The organism is Arthrobacter sp. AIWTK1, from assembly GCF_056680535.1.
The window spans coordinates 3,720,647-3,741,745 of the sequence record NZ_CM155287.1; the positions used below are offsets into that span (position 1 = coordinate 3,720,647).

General features: G+C 67.7%; 15 protein-coding genes. 6 read left to right on the top strand and 9 right to left on the bottom strand.

All coding sequences use genetic code 11. From position 1 onward, the window contains the following. The first annotated feature begins 61 nt into the window (after positions 1-61). Positions 62-2,095: a beta-galactosidase gene (locus AC1MDG_RS17105; protein ID WP_479805431.1), complete on the top strand. Its 2,034-nt coding sequence runs from the start codon at positions 62-64 to the stop codon at positions 2,093-2,095. A 152-nt stretch (positions 2,096-2,247) separates the two neighbouring features. On the opposite strand, the gene AC1MDG_RS17110 is transcribed toward AC1MDG_RS17105, so the two are convergent. The 3 genes from AC1MDG_RS17110 to AC1MDG_RS17120 form a co-directional block, all read right to left on the bottom strand. After that, entirely contained in the window at positions 2,248-3,609 is a 1,362-nt protein-coding gene (locus AC1MDG_RS17110) for an ABC transporter substrate-binding protein (protein ID WP_479805432.1), read from the bottom strand. A 207-nt stretch (positions 3,610-3,816) separates the two neighbouring features. Then, positions 3,817-4,758: a carbohydrate ABC transporter permease gene (locus AC1MDG_RS17115; protein ID WP_479805434.1), complete on the bottom strand. Its 942-nt coding sequence runs from the start codon at positions 4,756-4,758 to the stop codon at positions 3,817-3,819. Beyond that, the gene (locus AC1MDG_RS17120; RefSeq protein WP_479805436.1) at positions 4,748-5,692 is read right to left on the bottom strand and encodes a carbohydrate ABC transporter permease; all 945 of its coding nucleotides are present in this window, start codon (positions 5,690-5,692) and stop codon (positions 4,748-4,750) included. Before AC1MDG_RS17120 ends, AC1MDG_RS17115 begins: the two co-directional genes overlap by 11 nt. Before the next feature lie 456 nt (positions 5,693-6,148). Here AC1MDG_RS17120 and AC1MDG_RS17125 point away from each other — a divergent pair, with 456 nt between their 5' ends. The 4 genes from AC1MDG_RS17125 to AC1MDG_RS17140 all read left to right on the top strand — a co-directional run bounded on the left by AC1MDG_RS17125 (position 6,149) and on the right by AC1MDG_RS17140 (position 13,269). Next, the gene (locus tag AC1MDG_RS17125; protein WP_479805438.1) at positions 6,149-7,324 is read left to right on the top strand and encodes an acetylxylan esterase; all 1,176 of its coding nucleotides are present in this window, start codon (positions 6,149-6,151) and stop codon (positions 7,322-7,324) included. A 10-nt stretch (positions 7,325-7,334) separates the two neighbouring features. Continuing rightward, on the top strand, positions 7,335-9,446 hold the full coding sequence (locus tag AC1MDG_RS17130; RefSeq protein ID WP_479805439.1) for a DUF6807 family protein: 2,112 nt from the start codon (positions 7,335-7,337) through the stop codon (positions 9,444-9,446). After that, positions 9,443-10,558: a M24 family metallopeptidase gene (locus AC1MDG_RS17135; protein WP_479805441.1), complete on the top strand. Its 1,116-nt coding sequence runs from the start codon at positions 9,443-9,445 to the stop codon at positions 10,556-10,558. Before AC1MDG_RS17130 ends, AC1MDG_RS17135 begins: the two co-directional genes overlap by 4 nt. Before the next feature lie 323 nt (positions 10,559-10,881). Continuing rightward, positions 10,882-13,269: a SulP family inorganic anion transporter gene (locus tag AC1MDG_RS17140; RefSeq protein WP_479805443.1), complete on the top strand. Its 2,388-nt coding sequence runs from the start codon at positions 10,882-10,884 to the stop codon at positions 13,267-13,269. An 11-nt stretch (positions 13,270-13,280) separates the two neighbouring features. Here AC1MDG_RS17140 and AC1MDG_RS17145 read toward each other — a convergent pair whose 3' ends face one another. The 6 genes from AC1MDG_RS17145 to AC1MDG_RS17170 all read right to left on the bottom strand — a co-directional run bounded on the left by AC1MDG_RS17145 (position 13,281) and on the right by AC1MDG_RS17170 (position 19,874). Beyond that, positions 13,281-13,721 (bottom strand): hypothetical protein, encoded by a 441-nt coding sequence (locus AC1MDG_RS17145; protein ID WP_479805445.1) that lies wholly within the window; start codon positions 13,719-13,721, stop codon positions 13,281-13,283. A 114-nt stretch (positions 13,722-13,835) separates the two neighbouring features. After that, positions 13,836-15,305, bottom strand: coding sequence for an aldehyde dehydrogenase (NADP(+)) (locus tag AC1MDG_RS17150; protein ID WP_479805447.1), 1,470 nt, complete (start codon positions 15,303-15,305; stop codon positions 13,836-13,838). After that, complete coding sequence (locus tag AC1MDG_RS17155) at positions 15,302-16,399, bottom strand: mandelate racemase/muconate lactonizing enzyme family protein (protein WP_479809128.1); 1,098 nt, start codon at positions 16,397-16,399, stop codon at positions 15,302-15,304. The genes AC1MDG_RS17150 and AC1MDG_RS17155 overlap by 4 nt, the downstream gene beginning before the upstream one ends. Before the next feature lie 41 nt (positions 16,400-16,440). Then, positions 16,441-17,346, bottom strand: coding sequence for a 5-dehydro-4-deoxyglucarate dehydratase (locus AC1MDG_RS17160; RefSeq protein ID WP_479805449.1), 906 nt, complete (start codon positions 17,344-17,346; stop codon positions 16,441-16,443). Beyond that, on the bottom strand, positions 17,343-18,335 hold the full coding sequence (locus tag AC1MDG_RS17165) for an NAD-dependent epimerase/dehydratase family protein (RefSeq protein WP_479805451.1): 993 nt from the start codon (positions 18,333-18,335) through the stop codon (positions 17,343-17,345). Before AC1MDG_RS17165 ends, AC1MDG_RS17160 begins: the two co-directional genes overlap by 4 nt. Before the next feature lie 30 nt (positions 18,336-18,365). Beyond that, positions 18,366-19,874, bottom strand: a complete 1,509-nt coding sequence (locus AC1MDG_RS17170) for a Gfo/Idh/MocA family protein (RefSeq protein WP_479805453.1) — start codon at positions 19,872-19,874, stop codon at positions 18,366-18,368. 202 nt (positions 19,875-20,076) lie between these two features. Here AC1MDG_RS17170 and AC1MDG_RS17175 point away from each other — a divergent pair, with 202 nt between their 5' ends. Then, positions 20,077-21,099 carry a LacI family DNA-binding transcriptional regulator gene (locus AC1MDG_RS17175; RefSeq protein ID WP_479805455.1) on the top strand — a complete coding sequence of 341 codons (1,023 nt, stop codon included), beginning with the start codon at positions 20,077-20,079 and terminating at the stop codon, positions 21,097-21,099.

The window sequence follows — 21,099 nt, forward strand, 5'->3', positions numbered from 1 at the left end:
GCGTTTTCCAAACATCAGCTTTCATGCCACGATCGTGTACCAGCATCGACGAAGGAGTCCCATGTCATCCCAGGAAAAATCCACTCCACCAGCGGTGTGGGGCAGCCTTGAAGGCATCGCTTACGGGGGCGACTACAACCCCGAACAGTGGCCGGTCAGCACCCGGCTGGAAGACCTCGGACTCATGAAGGAAGCCGGTGTCACCTTCCTCAGCGTAGGCATCTTTTCCTGGGGCCTGCTGGAACCGTCCGAGGGCAACTACGACTTTGGCTGGCTGGATGACGTCCTGGACAACCTGGCGGCGGCAGGCATCAAGGTGGCCCTGGCCACCGCCACCGCTGCTCCCCCGGCATGGCTCGTGCGCAAACACCCGGAAATCCTCCCCGTCACGGCTGACGGAACCGTGCTGGGACCGGGATCCCGGCGGCACTACACGCCGTCGTCGGCCGTCTACCGGCGGTACGCAACCGGCATCACCCGGGTGCTGGCAGAGCGGTACAAGGACCACCCGGCACTGGCGCTTTGGCATGTGGACAACGAACTCGGCTGCCATGTTTCGGAGTTTTACGGGGACGAGGACGCGGCCGCCTTCCGCCGCTGGCTTGAGCGTCGGTACGGGAGCGTCGAAGCCCTCAACGCGGCATGGGGAACGGCCTTCTGGTCCCAGCATTACGCCTCGTTCGAGGAGGTCCTGCCGCCTGCGGTGGCGCCGTCCACGCTGAATCCGGGCCAGCAGCTGGACTTCCAACGCTTCAATTCCTGGGCCCTGATGGACTACTACCGGTCGCTGCTGGAGGTGCTGCGGGAAGTGACTCCGGGAGTGCCCGCCACCACCAACCTCATGGTTTCCAGCGCCACCAAGTCCATGGACTACTTCGACTGGGCCAAGGACCTGGACGTCATCGCCAACGACCACTACCTCGTGGCCGCCGATCCGGAGCGTCAGATCGAGCTCGCCTTCAGCGCGGACCTCACCCGCGGCGTTGCCGGCGGTGACCCCTGGATCCTGATGGAACATTCGACGTCGGCAGTGAACTGGCAGCCCCGCAACCAGCCCAAGATGCCCGGCGAAATGCTGCGCAACTCCCTCGCTCACGTGGCCCGCGGAGCGGATGCCGTGATGTTCTTCCAGTGGCGGCAGAGCTTCGCCGGCTCGGAGAAATTCCACTCCGCCATGGTGCCGCACGGCGGGCGCGAGACGCGGGTCTTCCAGGAGGTGGTGGGGCTCGGCTCCGCGCTGCAGAAGCTGGCGTCCGTCCGGGGATCCCGGGTGGAGGCGCGCGTGGCCATCGTGTTCGACTACGAGGCATGGTGGGCCAGCGAACTCGACTCCCACCCCAGCCAGGACGTGAAGTACCTGGACCTGATGCGCGCCTTCCACCGGAGCCTGTTCCTGCGCAGAATTTCGACGGATTTTGTGCACCCTGCGGCCTCGCTCGAGGGGTACGACCTGGTCCTGGTGTGCACCCTGTACAACGTGACCGACTCCGCGGCCGCGAACATCGCCTCGGCTGCCCGCGCCGGCGCAACAGTCCTGGTCAGCTATTTCAGCGGCATCGTCGACGAACAGGACCACGTCCGGCTCGGCGGCTACCCTGGTGCGTTCCGCGACCTGCTGGGGGTCAGGGTGGAGGAATTCCACCCGCTGCTGGCCGGGTCCACGGTCAAACTCAGCGACGGCGGAGCGGGGACGGTGTGGAGCGAGCATGTGCACCTGGCCGGAGCCGCGGGGGCTCCCGGGGCCGAGCCGGTGCAGACATTCACCGACTACCCGCTGGAGGGCGTTCCCGCCCTGACGCGGCGCTCCGTCGGAACCGGCTCGGCCTGGTACCTCGCAACCTTCCCGGACCGGGACGGCATCGAGGCACTGGTGGACCGGCTGCTCGCCGACTCGGAAGTTTCCGCAGTGGCCGAAGCGGACCAGGGAGTCGAATTGACGCGGCGACGCTCCGGCGACGGCACCAGCTTCGTCTTCGCCATCAACCACTCACGCGCCGACGCCTCCGTGCGCGTGGCAGGGGCTGAGCTGCTATCCGGAGAGCAGTTCACCGGCACAGTTCCGGCAGGCGGCGTGGCGGTGATCGCGGAGGACTGACCTTGCACCGAGATGGCATTTGGCGGCAGTGCGGGCGCCCGGCATTGCCGCCAAATGCCATCTGGGGGCGGCGACAAACGTGCCCCCATCCGAATCACTAGGATCAGATAGGGGCACGTCTGTAAGGAACTGCGGCGGAGCTGACGCTCATGCTAGCTGCTGATGGCTGATTTCATTTCATCGACTGCCTTCTTGCCGGCTTCCTCAGTGGACAGCCGGTTGAAGAGAACCTCCGAGGTGTAGCGCTTGACGATCTCCTGGATGGCACCCGCACCCTTCGGCGGCGGCGCCGGGGCCTCGCCGAGTTCGCCCTTGATCTGGTCAATGAACTTGACCACCTTGATGTCGGCGGGGGTCAGCTTGGGTTCGATTGCTGCCCGGACGTCGGAGTTGGGGTAAACGCCGCGGTCGGCAAGGAGTGTTTCGCCGGCCTTGGTGTTGTTGGCCAGGAAGTTGATGAATTTGGCGGTTTCCTCCGGGTGCTTGGTGCGCGAAGAGGCTGACCAGAACTGCGAGGCCTTGTACCAAAGCTTGGCGTCCGCGGAGGTGCCGGTCTTGGACGGGAACCGCAGGATCTGAAGCTCTCCGCCGGCGGCCTTCTCCAGCGCCGGAAGCTGGTTGGACCACCAGAACGCGAGCCCGTTCTTGCCGGTCGCCAGGCCGCTCTGGTCCAGCGGTGCCGCCTCGGCCTCAACCACCTCTGACGCCGAAGGGACGGCCTTCTTTTCGCTGAGTTCCTTCAGGAACGCCCACCATTCGGCGATGTCGCCCGGCTCGAAGCCCAGCTTCCCGTCACTGGTGTACAGCGATTTGCCGTTCTGCCGAAGCCACACGCCGAGCGAAGCTTCGTCCGTGCCGTAGGCCGCAGCGCCGTACGTGCCCTTCGGGGACTTCGCGGTGACCTCGGCCGCGATGCGCTCGAAATCTTCCCACGTCCACTTGCTGTCGTCGGGAAGTTCAACGCCGGCAGCCTTGAAGACGGCCGGGTTGGCCAGGATGGTTGCCGCGTTGATGCCGGCGGCAATGCCCGTCAGTCCGTCCTCGCTCTTCCCGGCGTTGAGGGCGGCTTCGTCAAACTTCGACGTGTCAATGTCGTACTTGGACAGGTCCAGCAGGGCGCCGCGGCTGGAGTACTCCGTGATGTATTTTTCGTCCATCTGGATGATGTCCGGGGCGTCGTTCGCAGCAACCTGCGTGGCGAGCTTGTCCCAGTATCCGCTCCAGTCGCCGAACTCCGGCTTGATCTTGATGTTCGGGTTCTCGGCTTCGAAGGCGGCGATCGCGGCCTGCGTCAGCTGCGCCCGCTTGTCCCCTCCCCACCAGGAGAAACGGAGTTCAACCTTGCCGTCGGCACTTTGCGGGGCGGCTCCCCCGCCGCAGGCGCTAAGGGCCAGGACGACGGCGGCAGCTGCGGCAACTGCGCCGGTCCGGCGGAGCCTGCGCCCGGCCCGGGCGGATGTGGCCTCAGCTGCGCCACGACGGGCGGCTGAGGCAGGGCGGGAAAATAGCGGCACTGGATTCTCCGATCTTCTTTGATCTTGATGTTGATGTTGAAACAGTGGGGTTCGAAAAGTCATCGAGAAAACGTTTTCTCTCACTGAGAATACAAGCAAGATACTTGTAATACAAGATGGTAGCCTGCTGATTTTGCGGCCGTCCAACGAAAGGGGTGGACGGGGACGAACGCCCCTCCACCCCGTTCAAAGCTGAACCTGCAGGATTTACTTGATGCCCGTCGTCGCGATTCCCTTGATCAGGAAGCGCTGCCCGAACAGGAACACCAGGAACACCGGCAGCAGGGACACGATGGACATCGCGAAGAGCGACCCCCAGCTCGTGGCGGACTGCGAGTCCACGAAGGCCCGCAACGCCACCGGAACAGTGAACATGTCCGGATCAGTGAGGTAGATGAGCGCCCCGAAGAAGTCGTTCCACGTCCAGATGAACGTGAAGATGGTGGTGGTGGCCAGGGCCGGCACCATCAGCGGCAGGATGACCCGCAGGAAGATGCGGGGGTGCCCGGCGCCGTCGATCCTGGCGGCCTCATCCAGCTCCTTGGGAATGCCCCGGATGAACTGCACCATGAGGAACACGAAGAACGCATCCGTCGCCAGGAGCTTGGGCACAATCAGCGGCCAGAAGGTGTTGACCCAGCCGATCTGCGAGAACAGGATGTACTGCGGAACGATGATCACGTGGAACGGCAGCATGATGGTCAGGAGCATGATGCCGAAGAACAGCTTCTTGCCGGTGAACTGCAGCCGGGCGAAGGCGTAGGCCGCCATGGAGCAGGAGATCAGGTTTCCCAGGATGGACCCCAGGACCACGATCGCCGAGTTGAGCATGTAGTGGCCGAACGGGTGGGTCAGGGCAGACCAGCCATCGGTGTAGTTGCCCATTTCCAGGCTGTTCAGCCACAGTCCGGGCTCGCGGAAGATCAGTTCGTTGGGCCGCAGCGAGGACACAACCATCCACAGGAGCGGGTAGATCATCAGGCCGCCGGCAACGACCAGGATGGCGTGCTTCATCAGCGCCTTGCTGCGCTGCGCCCGGCTGAACGCCAGGGTCCCCCTGGACTCGCGCACCTTGGGCTTGCGGTTCGTAGGCTTGCCGGCGCCGGGCGTCTTGTCCGGAGCGGGCAGCGTCTCAAGCTTAGTCGTCATAGAAAACCCAATACTTAGAAGCGATGAAGTTGATGGCGGTGAACACGCCGATGATGACCAGCAGGAACCAGGCCATGGCCGAGGCGTAGCCCATGTCGAACTGGCCGAAGCCCTTCTGGTAGAGGTACAGCGTGAAGAACATGGTCGAGTCGGACGGGCCGCCATTGCCGCCGGAGACGATGAACGCCTGGGTGAACGACTGGAACGAGCCGATGATCTGGAGCACCAGGTTGAAGAAGATGATGGGGCTGAGCATCGGCATGGTGATCCGCCGGAACTGCTGCAGCGTACTTGCACCGTCCACCTTGGCCGCCTCGTAGTACATGACCGGGATCTGCCGCAGGCCGGCCAGGAAGATGATCATGGGAGCGCCGAACGTCCAGACGTGCAGCAGGATGATCGAGCCCAGGGCCGTGCTGGGATCCGAGATCCAGCCGGGCCCCTGGATGCCGAACATGGCCAGGACCTGGTTCACCAGGCCCGTGGTGCCGAAGATCTGCTTCCACAGGATGGCAACAGCAACTGAGCCGCCCAGCAGGGACGGCAGGTAGAACACCGAACGATAGAACGGCAGCCCGCGCAGCCCCTTGTCAAGGACCAGCGCGATCAACAGCGCGACGGCCAGCTGGAGCGGTACGCCAACGAAGACGTAGGTGAACGTTACCCGCAGCGAATTGTGCAGCCGGGCGTCGCTGAGCATGCGGGTGAAGTTGTCCAGGCCGGTCCATTCCGGCGGCTGGAGCAGGTTGTAATCCGTGAAGGACAGGTACAGGGACACCAGCATGGGGCCGATGGTGATGGCCACGAGCCCCACCAGCCATGGCAGCAGGAAAATGTAGGCGGCCTTGTTGTCGCGGCCGTTAGCCTTCTTCTCCTCTGCGGTGGCTTTGCCCTTGCGGCGGGAGATTGAGCTGAGTTCGCTAATGGCGCTCACTGCATCGACTCCGTCCGGAACAGCGGGCGCGCTTCCACCGGCAAGCCTGCCGGGCGCGCAGCCCTGGGAATGTGTTTAGCGGCCATGTGGTCTCCTTTGGTCATCGTGGCCCTCCACGTCTTGGTGATCGTCGGCGCGATCAGGTCATGCACCGTTCTGGTGGCCGATCCGGCCGTACTGCAGGATTCCCCGCAACAGCCTCTTCCGGCACCTTGCGACGGTGCTGAATAACTGCGGCTTTGTACCAAAGTAAACGGTTTCTTGACTCCTGTATAGCCCTTTGTTAGTTTTTGAGAAAACGTTTTCTGTTGCGCCGGTCACTCAACCGTCGTAGCAACAACTGAGGGGCAGGACAATGAAGTTAGCTCTCAAGAAGTTTGTCATGGGTGTTGCCGGCGCGACGGCGGCACCGGCGTTGGTACTGACCGGTTGCGGCAACGAACAGTAGGCAGGCCAGTGAACGAAACCATCCCGCCCGTCCGGCCCAGCGCGATCGCCGGCTACGAGGATTGGCCCGGCTGGGTCCGGCAGCACCCCCGGTACCAGGCTTCCGGGCCTGCCGCACAGGAACTTTCCAACGCCCTCGGTGTGCCGGGTCCGTCCGTCCCCGAGGACCTGCAGGTCCTCTGGGAGGAAACGCACGACGGCGTCACCACCTCCCAGCTCAGCTGGCAGCTGGGCTTCGGCCCCCGGACGACGGGCTGGCTGGTCCGCCCGGCAGGAAGCAGCAAGCCCCTGCCCGGCGTCCTTGCCCTGCACTGCCACGGCGGGAACAAGTTCGGCGGGGCGGACCGGCTCGTGGAACTTCCCCACACCCACCCCTCCGCTGCGGCGGCCCGCGCGGGGCATTATGACGGGCACGCGCTGGCGACGGACGTGGCGCGCCAAGGCTTCGCGGTCCTGGCGCATGACACGTTCGGCTGGGGCAGCCGCCGCTTCGACCTGGCGGATCCGCCGTGGCGGACGGCCTCGGGGTTGGACGCACACAAGGCGCAGTGGCGGGAGGACGGCGTCGAGCCCTCCGAAGCGGACCTCTACAATGCCGCCGCCGGCTTCCACGAGGATACGGTGGCCAAGGCGGCCGGACTGCTTGGCACCAGCCTCGCCGGAATGGTGGCGCACGACGACCTCGCCGCCCTGGAAGTTCTGGCCGCCCTGCCGGAGGTCAGCCAGGACCGGCTGGGCTGCATCGGGTTCTCCGGCGGCGGCGGCCGTTCGCTGACTCTGGCCGCCTTGAGCCCCCGGATCCGGACCTACGTGGTGACCTGCATGATGACCACCTTCCAGTCCCTGCTGCCCGCCTACCTGGACGCACATTCCTGGCTGCTGCAGACCCCGGGGCTCTGGAAGCTCGGTGACTGGCCGGAGCTGACCACCAGGTCCGGTGCCGGCAGTTTCCTGGTCCAGTACGCCTTGGCGGACCCGCTCTTTCCAGAGGCCGGCATGCGGGACGCCCACGGCAAACTGGAGTCCCTGCATCCCCGGGGCGCCTACACCGGAAGTTTCTGGCCCGGCGGCCACGTTTTCACCGCCCGGATGCAGCATGAAGCAACCAGTTTCCTGGCGGCAGCCCTGGACGCCCGGGGCAGCGACCGCAGGCCCCTCCCCGCCTTTCAACCCCTTAGCCATTGAGGACCACTTCATGACTCAGCAATCCGTCGCCGCGGATTTCGGCAGCCGCACGGCTGCTGGCTCCGCAGACCCGGCCGCCCGCCCGCGCATAGCCCTGGTGGGCGTGCACGGATTCGGTGAGCGGCACCTGGCCAACCTCGTGCGGCTCGAGGAAGCCGGCGCCCTGGAACTGGTGGCAGTGGCTGACCCCACTCCCCCCGCCCCCGGGAGACTCGCTGACACTGTGGCCGTTTTCCAGGACCTGGAACAGCTGCTGGGCTCCGGTCCGGCCCCTGACGTGGTCATCCTGGCCACACCCATCCAGACGCACGCGCCGCTGGCCCTTGCCGCGATCGCCGCCGGGGCCGATGTCTACGTGGAGAAGCCGCCCATGGCCTCCCTGGCCCAGTTCGACGCGGTGCTTGCCGCGGCCCAGGCGGCCGGCCGGCTGGTCCAGGTGGGCTTCCAGAGCCTGGGCTCCCACGCCCTGCCGGCGCTGGACTGGCTCGTGGCGTCCGGGGAAATCGGCGAGGTCCGCGGAGTGAGCGCGGTCGGCACGTGGGTGCGCACCAAGGGCTATTTCAAGCGATCACGCTGGGCAGGCAAACGCAGCCTGGACGGCACGGATGTGGTGGACGGCGTAGCCACCAATGCTTTGGCGCATGCGGTGGCCACCGGGCTGAAGATCGCGGGTGCGGAATTGGCCGGCGACGTCCTGTCCGTGGAGACGGACCTGTACCGCGCCCACGCGACCGAAAGCGACGACACCTCGGTGGTCCGGGTCCGTACCTCCGGCGGCACCGTCCTCCTCTGCGCCCTGACCCTGTGCGCCGACGAACAGACCGCGCCGACCGTCACTGTCCACGGCACCCTGGGCCGGGCAGACTTCTTCTACACCGAGGACCGGCTGGCCGTGACGACGCCCGACGGCGAGCGCACCGAAACATTCGGCCGTACGGATCTGCTGGAAGACCTCCTGGCCGCCCGCCGCTCCCCTGGCAGCGCCCAGCAGCTGCTCAGCCCGCTGGCCGGGAACGGCGCCTTTATGAAGGTGCTGGAGGCTATCCGGACGGCGGAGCAGCCCCGCGCGATCGGCGCGGCGCATGTGGTCTGGGAAGGCGAGGGCGATGACGCCCACCCCGTGGTCCGCGGAATCCGCCAGCTGGTGCGCCGGGCCGCCGCGGCGCAGGCCACCTTCGCGGAGCTCGGCGCGCCCTGGGCCCGCGAGCTGCCTGCAGACGAGCCGCGGCCCGCATTCACGGTGAACGGGAAAGCAGTGGCGAGGCTCGCGGACGGCAGCCGGATAACACCCACGTCATCGCCGCGCCCCTACCTCCATCCGGTCAGCACCCTGGCCGGCACCGTGGTGACCGATCATCTCCCCGAGGACCACGTGTGGCACCTCGGAGCGGGGGTTGCCATCCAGGACGTGGACGGCGTCAATTTCTGGGGCGGCCGCACCTATACCCGCGACGCCGGGGCCTACGTCTGGCGGAAGGACCACGGACGGATCGTCACCCTCGGGGTGGAAAGCGGCGTCCACGGAGGCTCGCGGACCGAAACCCTGAGCTGGCTGGCACCGGACAACTCCACGGGACCCGCGGTTCCCCTCCTCAGCGAACGCCGGACGTGGAGCTGGGCCGCCGTCGACTCCTCCACGTGGCAGCTCACGCTGGATTTCACACTGACGCCCTCCGGACCGGACCCGGTCGCGCTCGGCAGCCCGGGCTCGAACGGCCGCACGCAGGGCGGCTACGGGGGCTTCCTCTGGCGCCTTCCCGCCGTCGACGGTGCAAGGGTGTGGACAGCCTCCGGGGAAGGGGAAGACGCCGTCCACGGCGCTGTCCCCTCCGCTGCGGCGCCGTGGCTGGCGTGGGCGGGCACCTTCCGGAAGGGAGAGCCCGACGGCGGACCGGCCACGCTCGTCTTCCTGCCCCGGCCGGAGCCGGAGCAGCCCCGCGATCCCTGGTTTGTCCGCATGTCGGGGTACCCCGGCGTCGGGCTGTCCCTGGCGTGGGAGCAGCCGGCAACAGCCAGCCATGCCACCCCGCTGCACCGCACCGTCACCGTCCTGGTGGCCGACGGCCTCCTGTCCACCAGCGATATCGAACAGCTCATCACTACTTTGGGGGAATCCACGTGAACACCGCTACGCAACAGGCACAGCAGAACGCCGCATCCGCAACAGCCGCCCCCGGGAACCCGGCCGACCGGGCAGTCAAACGGCGCCGAGTCCTGGATATCCTGGACGCTGCGGGCCGGGACTCGCTCCTCCTCACCACCAACACGGCGCTGACCTGGTACCTGGACGGGAGCCGCGTCCACATCAGCCTGGCCGGCGACCCCGTCGCGGCCATGCTGGTTGACCGCGACGGCGACCACCTGGTCACGTACAACAACGAGGCCGCCCGGATCGCCGCGGAGGAGCTGCCCGACGGCGTCGCCCTCCACACCGTGCCCTGGCACGGGCAGTTGCATGCCGCCGCAGCCATGCTCGCCGCCGGCGGCAAGCCGCTCGCAGAGGCTGACGTCGCCGCAGAGCTGAGGACCGCACGCCAGCAGTTCCTGCCCGGCGAGAGCGCCCGGTACGCCCGGCTGTGCGCTGACGCGGCCGCCGCGATGACCGACGTCCTCGCCGATGCCACCCCGGAAACCACCGAGTTCGCTGTGGCTTCAGCCCTGGCCGCGCGGGTCGTGGCGATGGGCGCCGAGCCGCTGGTTCTCCTGTGCAACGGTTCCGCACGCAGCGCGTTCCGCCACCCGCTTCCCACCCGCGCGCCGATCGGCCGGCGGGCCATGGCAGTGGTGTGCGCACGGCGCAACGGGCTGGTGGCCAACGTGACCCGCTGGGTGCGGTTCGACGCCGGGACCACGGAAGAGCTCGACGCCGAAAGCCGCATTGCGGCAGTAGAGGCGGACATCTTTGACGCCACTGTTCCGGGGGCGCGGCTTGGCGGCATCTTCGCGGAAATCCAGGAAGCCTACTTCCGGCACGGGTTCGGTGCGGACCAGTGGACCCTCCACCACCAGGGCGGTCCGGCCGGATATGCCGGCCGCGATCCCCGGGCGACTCCCGGTACCGACGACGCTGTGGTCCCTCACCAGACCTTCACCTGGAATCCCTCCGGTCCGGGAGTCAAGATCGAGGACACGGTGCAGCTCACCGACTCGGGGATCACCGTCCTCAGCGTGGACCCGCGCTGGCCGGCCGCCGTGGTGAACGGCCTCCGGCGGCCGCTGACCCTGGAGCTGTGAGCGCGCAACATGACGTCACTGGTATAGACCGGCAGGCACTTTCGGGAAGGAACCGCCGGAATTTTTTCGCCCCGAAGGCCGATGAAATCCCCCATCGAGTGGATTTGACTTGAAAACCTAGCCTGATTCGGTGGGGCCGGGCCAGCTCCCTGCAGCGGGGAAACGGGCGGTTCCCCCGGCCTCCGCGGCGGGAATGTTGAGCTTCCGTTACGCGGCGGGAGCGGTTCCTGGGCGTGTTCTTTGTCACGATCGGGTCCCTTGCGGGTTGAACGGGAGCGTCAATAGCGTGGCACGGGACCGCGAAGCACCAGCGAAGGACTGCAATGCCACCAGCACCCGCCAAGACGGACCCGCCCGCACCGACAGGCCAGAACCGGACAGAACAGGATCCCGCCACAGCCCGGGGAGGTTCGCCTGACCAACCCGGTACCCGGAGCCTCCGGAGTTTCCTCACAACCGGTCTCCGTTGGGACCTGCCCGCATCGCTGGTGGTGTTCCTGGTGGCCGTCCCGCTGTCGCTGGGCATCGCGGCTGCCTCGGGCGCCCCGGTCATGGCCGGCCTGATTGCCGCCGCCGTGGGCGGGATCGTTGCCGGCAGCCTGGGCGGCTCACCGCTGCAGGTCAGCGGACCCGCCGCCGGCCTGACGGTCATCGTTGCCGGCCTGATCGAACAGTTCGGCTGGCCCGTCACCTGCGCCATCACCGCGGCGGCCGGCGTGCTCCAGGCGATGCTGGGCCTGGCGCGGGTGGGCCGCGTCGCGCTGGCCATTGCGCCGGTGGTGGTTCATGCCATGCTCGCCGGCATCGGCATCACCATCGTGCTGCAGCAGCTGCACGTGATGCTCGGCGCAGAGTCGGCAAGTGAAGCCTGGGAGAACATCATGGCCATGCCGGGGAGCTTCATCGCCGCCGACATCGCCGCCGCGGCACTGGGCGCGGTGGTCATCGCCCTGCTGCTCGGCTGGAAGCACCTCCCCGCCGCTGTACGCGGGGTTCCCGGGCCCCTCGTCGCAGTCATCGCAGCCACCGTCCTCTCCCTGCCCTTCAACGTGGACCGGATCACCTTCGATGGCTCCCTGCTCGGCGCGCTGGCCCTTCCCGAACTGCCCGACGGTAACTGGACAGCCGTCGTCATGGGCGTGGTGACCATCGCGCTGATCGCCAGTGTGGAATCCCTGCTCTCCGCCGTGGCCGTGGACAAGATGCACCACGGCCGGCGAACGGACTTCAACCGCGAGCTCCTGGGGCAGGGTGCCGCCAATGTGACCTCCGGGATGCTGGGAGGCCTGCCCGTCACCGGGGTGATCGTCCGGAGTGCCACCAACATTGAGGCCGGCGCCCGGACGCGGAAGTCCGCGATACTCCACGGCGTCTGGGTGCTGGTCTTCTCGCTGCTGCTGGCAGGCCTGATCCAGCTGATTCCCCAGGCTGTCCTCGCAGGCCTGCTGATCGTCATCGGCTCCCGTCTGGTCCGGGCGGCCGACATCAGGACCGCACGGCGGACCGGCGACCTGACCGTCTACGGTGTGACCCTGTTCTGCGTGGTGTTCGTCAACCTGCTCGCGGGAGTTTTGACCGGCCTGGTCCTTGCCGTTGCACTGGTTCTCTGGCGGGTGGCAAGGGCCAGCATCCACGCGGAACCGGCCGGCACCGGCGACGGCGACGGGAACCGCTGGCGGGTGGTGATCGACGGCTCCTGCAGTTTCCTCTCCCTCCCGCGCCTGAGCGCCGTGCTGGCCTCGGTTCCTGCCGGTGCGCACGTCACGGTAGAGCTGGAGGTGGACTTCCTGGACCATCCCGTCCACGACACCCTTGATGCCTGGCGCAGCAGGCACGTGGGCAACGGCGGCACCGTGGTCATCGAGGAAAGCGGCACAGCCACGCTCCACGATGCGCAGGCCGGCCCGCCGAGCCGCGGCAGTTCACGCTCCGCCCTTCGGAGCGGATTCGCCCCCTGGCGCAGCTGGCAGCGGCGGATGCTTGCCGGGCACGCGGCATCCGGGACGGCTGTTGCAGGAACGGAAGTTTCGGCGTCTGAGGTTGCAGGCACCGGGGTTCCGGGGCCGCTGCGTTCCGTGCTGACCGGCGTGGACAACTACCACCGGCGCAACGCGCACCTGGTGCGTCCCCATGTCCAGGAGCTGTCCTCGTTCCAGGATCCGGGCACGCTGTTCGTGGCCTGCTCGGACTCCCGCCTGGTGCCCAACCTGATCACCAGCAGCGGCCCGGGCGACCTCTTCACCGTCCGGAATGTGGGCAATGTGGTGGGAGACGATGGCCGGGACGCTTCCATCGAGGCAGCGTTGGAGTTTGCCCTCAACGAACTGTCGGTGGAGTCCATCGTTGTCTGCGGGCATTCGGGCTGCGGTGCCATGACCGCGCTGTGGGCTGATCCGGACGGCACCGCCGAGCGTGGGGCCATCGACGTCTGGCTCGACCACGCACGGCCAAGCCTGGCCGCCTTCCGCGAGGGGCACCCGGTGCAGGCCGCGGCAGCCGAGGCAGGTTACGGTGCCGTGGACCAGTTGGCCATGGTGAACGTTGCCGTGCAGCTGGACAGGCTCCGGCGCCACTCCCGCCTGCAGGAACCGCTCGAGTCCGGGCGCATCCATGTTGCGGGGTTGTTTTATGACATCTCCACGGCACGGGTCCTGCGGATCACGCCGGACAGCATCAGCCACCTCGACCCTGCCGCGGCAGTCACCCGCTAAGCCGGCCTGCCTCAGGCATTGGAGAACCACACGACGTGCGGTTCCCGCCGGGCTGCGCGCGGAGCGGCGAGCCGCTCCGCGCGGGCCACCTTGTCCACGCGGGGCACCTTGTCCACGCGGGCAGATTCGAGCCTCGCGGCCGCAGGCTTGGCAGGTTCTGGTCTGGCGGCCGCAGGCTTGGCGGGTTCAGGTCTGGCCGGTTTAGCAGTCACCGGCTCAGTCCTCGCGGCAACAGCACCCGTTTTTCCCACCCTGACTATTTCCAGGGCTTCCACGTCCAACAGCTTGCGCGCCCCCGTCCGCGAATCCACGATCCAGAACAGGTCCGCAGACGGGATCGTTTCCGTAACCAGACCACGGTGGAACAACCGCCCTTTGTGCCAGGCTTCGATTTCTTCCCCGGCCGACAACTCCGAGCTTGTGCGGACGATGGTCTTGCCGCCTGTATCCACGATGAGCCCCTCCCCTGGTGCTACTCCTGGGAACAGCATCCCCCGGCAAGATTGCAGCAACGTTTCCGGAGGGTGATTTTCCTGTGTCACTTGCGCCCCAACCGGCCCATGCGGCTAAGGCAGCACCAGCACGCCGTCCACACGCCGCGGTATTCCCAGCGGGTTGGCTTCCCGCAGGGCGGGATGCAGGACTGCTTCGGGGGCGTCCTGGTAGGCCACGGGGCGCTGGAAGCGGCGCACCGCCGTCGCCCCCACCGACGTGAACAGCGAGGTGGTGGCCGGGTACGGCCCGCCGTGCTGCTGGGCCCAGTTCACCGCGACACCGGTGGGCCAGCCGTCGAACAGCACGCGGCCGGCGAGCCCGGACAGCTGCTCCACCAGCCCGGAAACGTCCTCGCCCGGCTGCGCGTGAACGGTGGCGGTCAGGCTGCCGGGCACCATCGCGAGCGCCTCAGTCAGCTCATCGTTGCCGGAGTATTCGATCAGCAGCGTGGTGGGGCCGAAGCACTCCTCCAGCAGGTCCTCCGGGCGCTCCAGCACGCTGGCTGCGGTGGTCCTGAAGATCACCGGTGCCGCGCCGTCCGCTGCGGCATCCTGGTCAACCGAGCCGCTGACCACCTGTACGGCGCCCCGGCCGGACCCATCCGTCAGTGAAGCCACCGCCCGGAGTCCGTCCGGGTAGGCGTCGGCGATGCGCTCCGTCAGCATCGGGGCCGCGCCCTTGTCCTTGGCGGCTTCCGCCAGCAGCCCCGGGAAGTCGGTTCCTGCGGGGATGAACACGACTCCGGGCTTGGTGCAGAACTGGCCGGCGCCGAGAGTGAAGGAACCCGCGAGGCCTGCAGCGAGCTCGCCGGCGCGGGCCTTGAGCGCCCCGGCCGTGACCACCACGGGGTTCAGGCTGCCAAGTTCACCGTAGAAGGGGATGGGTTCGGGCCGGGAGACCGCGAGGTCGAACAACGCCCGGCCGCCGGGAATGGACCCGGTGAAACCCACGGCCTTGATGGCGGGATCCTGCACCAGCGCGGTGCCGGCGTCCCGTCCGCTGACCAGCGCAAACAGGCCGTCGGGAGCACCGGCCGCGGCCAGTGCGTCCGTGACGATTTCCGCCGTCCGCTCGGAGAGCCTGAGGTGGCCGGAGTGCGCCTTCACAATGACGGAACAGCCGACGGCGAGCGCCGATGCGGTGTCGCCCCCCGCCACCGAGAACGCAAACGGGAAGTTCGACGCCGAGAAGACAGCCACCGGGCCGATCGGCTTCAGCAGCCGCCGCAGGTCGGGCCGGGGCGGAGTGGCCGAAGGGTCGGCGTGGTCGATGACCGCTTCAAGGTAGGAGCCTTCGGTGATCACCGTGGCGAAGAGCCGGAGCTGCCCCGAGGTGCGGGCCACCTCGCCGGTGAGCCGCGCGGCACCCAGCCGGGTCTCCGCATCGGCAAGGGCCACCAGTTCCGTCACGTTGGCGTCCAGCGCATCGGCGACGGCGTTCAGCCAGGCTGCCCGTTCGACGTCGGGCGCTGCCGCGGCGGCTTTGGCCGCCCGGGTGGCGGATGCCGTCAGGGCGGTGAGTTCGAGGGTTGCTGTTGTCACAGTGAATTCCTGTTCTGGTTGTCAGCGGATGGTCCGGAGAAGGCGAACCCCAGCCCGGGCCGGCCCGTGAGGGTGAGCCGGCTGTTGCCGACCTGCACGGGTGAGGGTTCGTCCAGCACGCCAAGCTGTTCGAAGGAGGCGTCCTCGACGTCCTCCACCAGGGTGGGCTCGGCCATGGTCAGCGCGAGCTGGCCGGAGAGTTCCGGCAGCAGGTGCGGCATGACCCTGATGCTGTGGGTGCGGGCGAGTTCCACGATGCGGCGGAACGGGGTAATGCCGCCCACCCGGATGATGTTGGGCTGGATGATGTCCACCGCTCCCGCCTCGATGAAATCGCGGAAGCGGTAGATGTTGTGCAGGTTCTCGCCCAGCGCGATGGGTACCGGCGAGTGCTGGCGCAGCCTGCGGTAGGCCCACAGGTCATCCGCCCGGAGGGGTTCTTCCAGCCATTCAAGGCCGAACTCCCCCAGCACGTCCAGGGCGCGGAATGTCGCGGGCAGGTCCCACCGCTGGTTGGCGTCGATCATGAGCTTCCGGTCCGGGCCCAGCACCTTCCGGACAGCGGCCACGCGTTCGGCGTCTTCCCGGATGTCCGGCTTGCCCACCTTGATCTTGACCGCGTTGTGCCCGGCAGCCACCCAGCGTTCCACCTGCGCCACGAGCTCCCCGAGGGAGTAGTGCAGGTTCACGCCGGAACCGTACACCTCCACGGAATCCTGGCGCTGGCCCAGCAGCCCGGTGACCGAGGTTCCGGCCCGGCGCGCCTGCAGGTCCCACAGGGCAAGGTCGGCACCGGCCATGGCGATGGTGGTCAGACCCCCGCCGCCGGCTTCGTGCAGCCTCTTCCACAGCTGGTCCCACACAGCCTCGGGGTTCGCTTCGAGCCCGGTGATGAAAGGCGCGACGTCGAAATCCAGGAGGGCCTTGACCGCCTGCGGGCCGATGGTGGGGGTCCAGGAGAACCCGTGCCCGGTGCCGCCGTCGTCCGTCCGGACTTCGGTGACGATCACATGGTTTTCCGGTGCCTCCGCACCCCAGCTGCGCAGGAGCGGAACCGTCAGGAGGCGGCTCGACAGCCCGGTGATCCGGGGCATGGTCCGCACTGCCGTTTCCACTTCTTCCACGGCGGCAACCATTAGTGGCCGGCCAGCTCGTAGCCCTTGGCCAGGATGGACTTGAGCTGGACGAGCTGTTCCTCGGTGGGGTCAACCAGCGGAGCACGCACCGGACCAACCGGCAGGCCACCCAGGCGCAGCCCGGCCTTGATCAGCGAGACGCCGAAACCCGGGGTCTGGTCGCGGAGCCGGACCAGCGGGGCGTAGAAGCCTTCCAGCAGCGCGTGCCGCCGGTCCTCGTCCCCGGAGGTGTAGGCGTCGTAGTAGGCCTTGGCGATTTCCGGTGCCATGGCGAACGCGGCCGAGGAATAGAGCGGGATGCCCAGGCCGCGGTAGGCGCCCTGGGTCAGTTCCGCGGTGAGGAGGCCGTTGAAGAGCAGGAAGTCCTCGCGTCCGCTGGCGTTGATGGCGCTGACGATCTCCTGGGCCAGGCCAACATCGCCCAGCCCGTCCTTGAAACCGATCACCTTGGGGTTGGCGGCCAGACGGGTCATGGAGGCGGCTGTGTACTTGGCGTTTCCGCGGTGGTAGACGATCACCGGCAGGCTGCTGGCCGCGGCTACCGCTTCGATGTAGGCCACCAGGCCGTCGGTGGGGCCGGTCACGAGGTACGGCGGGAGGACAAGCAGGGCGTCCGCTCCCGCTTCCTCGGCGACGCGGGCGGCCTCGAGCGCATGGCCCAGGGGCCCGCCGGCACCGGCAACCACCGGCACCTGGCCCGCTACGGCTTCGACGGCGGCGGTCACCACGGTGCGCACCTCGTCAATGCTCAGCGCGTGGAACTCGCCGGTGCCGCAGGCCGGGAACACGCCGCCCGGCCCATACGGCAGGCGGGAGGTGATGTGCTCCTTGAGGATGTCCACATCCACGGTCCCTTCCGGTGTGAAGGGTGTGACGGGGAAGAACAGTACGCCGTCGAATTTCATGGGGTCTCCTTGGATCCTGTGCCGGCCGTGACCAGCACGGCAGGTGTCTCGTCGTTGAGGGATGGTCTGCTGGGGGATGGGGCGGTGAGCGGTGGTGCAAGTTCGGTCCGCCAGCTGCGTTTGGGTTCCCAGCCGAGCAGCTCACGGGCCTTGGCGATCGAAAATGCCGGGCTGGTGCCCGTGAGTCCGGCGGCAAGCTCCGAACTGCCGGGAAGGAACCGGGGCATCACGTCGGCAAGCGGTGCGGTGGCCAGTGCGTCGGCGGCTCCCACGAAGAAGGTCTGGCCGTTGGGGATGGTGTCCATCCTGGCCAGCAGCAGGTCCAGGAAGGCCGCCACGTCTCGCGCATCCACGTAGTTGAAGAGTGCCGGCGCGGACAAGGCGGGATCGTCCAGCCGTTCGCGGACGGTGTGACCCTGCTGGGTGGGCGCGCCCGCCCACTCCTCGGGCGAGATCACGTAGCAGGGCCGGAAGGCCGCGTAGCGGATGGCATCCCCCTGGGCTGCGGCGAACATCTGCACGGTCTGTTCGGCGATGAGTTTGGACAGCGCATAGGCGTTCCAGGGCCGCGGGGTGGTCTGCTCGTCCACCGGGAAGCTCTCCGGCAGCCAGCCCGCCGGTGAACCGTAGCCCAGCACTGTGGGGCTGCTTGCCGTGACGATCTTGCCGATGCGCAGTTCCGTTGCCGCGCTGATGACGGCGTACGCCAGCCTCGTGTTGGTGCTGAAGATGACGTCTTCCGGCGCGCTGAACGGTACGGCGATCGCCGCAAGGTGGACGACGGCGTCGGGCTCGGTTTCGCGCAGGAGGCGCTCCGCCTCCCCCGGCGCCAGGAGGTCGGCAGTGCGCTGCTCGACGCCGTCGGGCAGCTGGGCGGCGGGAACGGCGTCGCGGTCAACGGAGATGACATGGTGGCCTGCGCCGGCGAGGCCGGCAACGACGCTGCGCCCCAGCCGGCCGGAGCCGCCGGTGACAAAAATCCTGCTCATGGTGATGGGATCCTTACTCGGTCTGGGGGCTCAGGTCACGGGGTTCCGGCGAAGGTCGGCGCCGAGCCCCAGGTCCGCGGTGCGGACCGGAAGCCCGGACTCCAGGGACGCATTGCCCGCGATGCCGACCGACACGGAGCGAAGCCCGTCCAGGTAGCCGGAGGGCCGTCCCAGGGGGTCTTCGCCGGGGCCGTTGAAGAGATCGGACAGGAGGAGTTCGTCGCCGCCGCCGTGGCCGCCTTCGCCATTGACGATGGGGACTTCGTAGGCTGGCTCCCAGTGCCGCTGGACCACCAGGCGTTCGCCGTTGCGGCGCACAGCGTCCTCTTCCTCGACGGGCGTCGCGGACGGGTCAACCACGGTCTTCTTGTCGGTGCTGTGCAGGACGGCTGCGCGTTCAACCACTTCAAGTTCCGCCCGGCCTTCGGTGCCGTTGACTGCCACGCGGTAGCCTTCCCAGGGGCTGTGGGCGTTCAGCGAGTAGCTGAGGACGGGGCCGCCCTGGTAGTCCACCACCAGCGCCAGGTTGTCCTCGATGGTGATGCCGGCCGTGAAGACGTCCTGGTCGCGGCGGTAGCCGTCGAAGTGTTCGTTGTCCAGGAAGAGCGCCTTGAGGCGTTCGTCTTCGCGCAGGTCCAGTGCGAAGGGGTCCTTTTCGGCGCCGCCTGTTCCGGCGGCGGAAGCACCGGCGTCGGGCGTTCCCCGCTCCGGACGCGGGCCGAGGCCGCGTTCGGCGGCGTTCTTGTCGCCGTAGAACTTCAGGCCGCCCGAGGCGAAAACGCGCTCCGGGACGTCGTCGATCCACCAGTTGACCAGGTCGAAGTGGTGGGACGCCTTGTGGATCAGCAGGCCGCCGGAGTTCTTCTTTTCGCGGTGCCAGCGGCGGAAGTAGTCAGCGCCGTGGACGGTGTCCAGGACCCAGCTGAAGTCGATGGACGTGACCTTGCCGATCACGCCGCTCTGGATGATTTCCTTCAGCGCGCTGTTGCGCGGCGAGTAGCGGTAGTTGAAGGTGACCACAACATTCCGGCCAGTTTCTTCGACGGCCCTGGTGATCCGGCGGCAGCCTTCTGCATCGATGGTCAGCGGCTTTTCCACCACGACGTCGGCACCGGCTTCCAGTCCTTCCACGATGTAGTCGGCGTGGGTGTAGTCGGGTGTGGTCACCACAACGCGGTCAATGTCGTTGTCCCGGATGAAGGCGGTCAGATCGGCGGGATCGAAGGCAGCAACCGGGCCGGGAGCGCCGAGTTCCTGGATGAGCTTCTGGTAGAACTCCACGCGGCCGGGGTTGACGTCGGAGAAGGCCACCAGTTCGGCGGTGTCCGAGTGCTTGCCGAAGATCGCGCGGATGTACATCTCCGAACGGCCGCCCGTGCCGATCAGGACGATCCGCGCTTTACGGACCGGGCTAGCGGCGGCGCTTGCGTCTGCCGCCCCGGCGGGGCGGACAGCGCTGGCGGGGGCGGAAGCGGCGACAGTTGTGTCATCGGCGGCGACGGTGCCGCCCGGATTGACGGTGTTGGCTGTGGTGCCCATTGCGGTGTAACCCTTTCGGAAGGCAGGAATCCGGCCGCTTGACGGCCGGTGGTGGTGCGGTGAGAATGATGAGAAAGCGTTTTCTCAGAACGTTATAAGCTTTGTATCAAGACTCTGGCGGTCACGTCAACCATCGCCCCGAACGGGAATGCCCGTAGCGGAAGACGGCGAAGGAGTCGGAGAAGCCCGGAAAGGGGCCACTTTGGGCAGGAGAGCCACCACCCGGCGAATCGGCATTGCCGACGTCGCCCTCAAAGCCGGCGTTTCGCACGCGACCGTATCGCGCGTCATGAACGGCAACTTCACTGTTGACCCCGCCATCGCCGCGCGCGTCCGGGCCGCAGCCACGGAACTGAACTACCAGCCGAACCCGGTGGGCCGCAGCCTGGCGCTGGGAAAGACGGACACCATCGGCATTGTGGTGCCGGACCTCTCCAACCCCACCTTCCAGGCCATCCTCCGCGGCCTCAGCATGGCCGCCGCACAGGATGGCTACCGGGTTCTGATCGCCGACTCCTCCGAAGTGTCCAGCGAGGAAGCCATCCTTGCCGGCGAGGCCCGCCGGCGCTGCGACGGACTGGTGCTCTGTGCACCGCGCATGGGCGACGCCGAACTGGAAGAGCTCGCGCCGTCACTCCAGCCCATGGTGCTGATCAACCGCACCACCGTGGACACGCACACGCCCAGCCTGATGGTGGACTACGGCCAGGGCATCCAGGAACTGGCCGAACACCTCGTGGACCTGGGCCACACACGCCTCGCCTTCCTGGCCGGACCGGCCCGGAGTGCGTCGAACGGCCTGCGCCTCGCGGGCCTGGAAAAGTTCACGACGGCCCACCCGGAGATTGATCTCATGATGCTCGACGGCGGCTCCACCTTCGAGGCGGGGCACCAGTCGGTGGACGCGGTCGTTGCCAGCGGCGCCACCGGCATCCTGGCCTTCAACGACCTCGTGGCCATGGGCCTCCTGAGCGGGCTCCACGAGCGCGGCGTCAGGGTCCCGGAGGACATTTCCGTCACCGGCTTCGACGACATCCCCTTTGCCCGCTACACCACCCCCACCCTCACGACGGCGGCGGTTCCCATCACCGAGCTGGGCCAGCAGGCGTGGCACCGGATGCGGGACCTGATCCGGCATGTCCCCTCCGACGCGGTGGCCGAAGGACCAACGGTGTTCCAGCCGCGGCTCGAAGTCCGCGGCAGCACGGGTGCGGCGAAGGGCTAG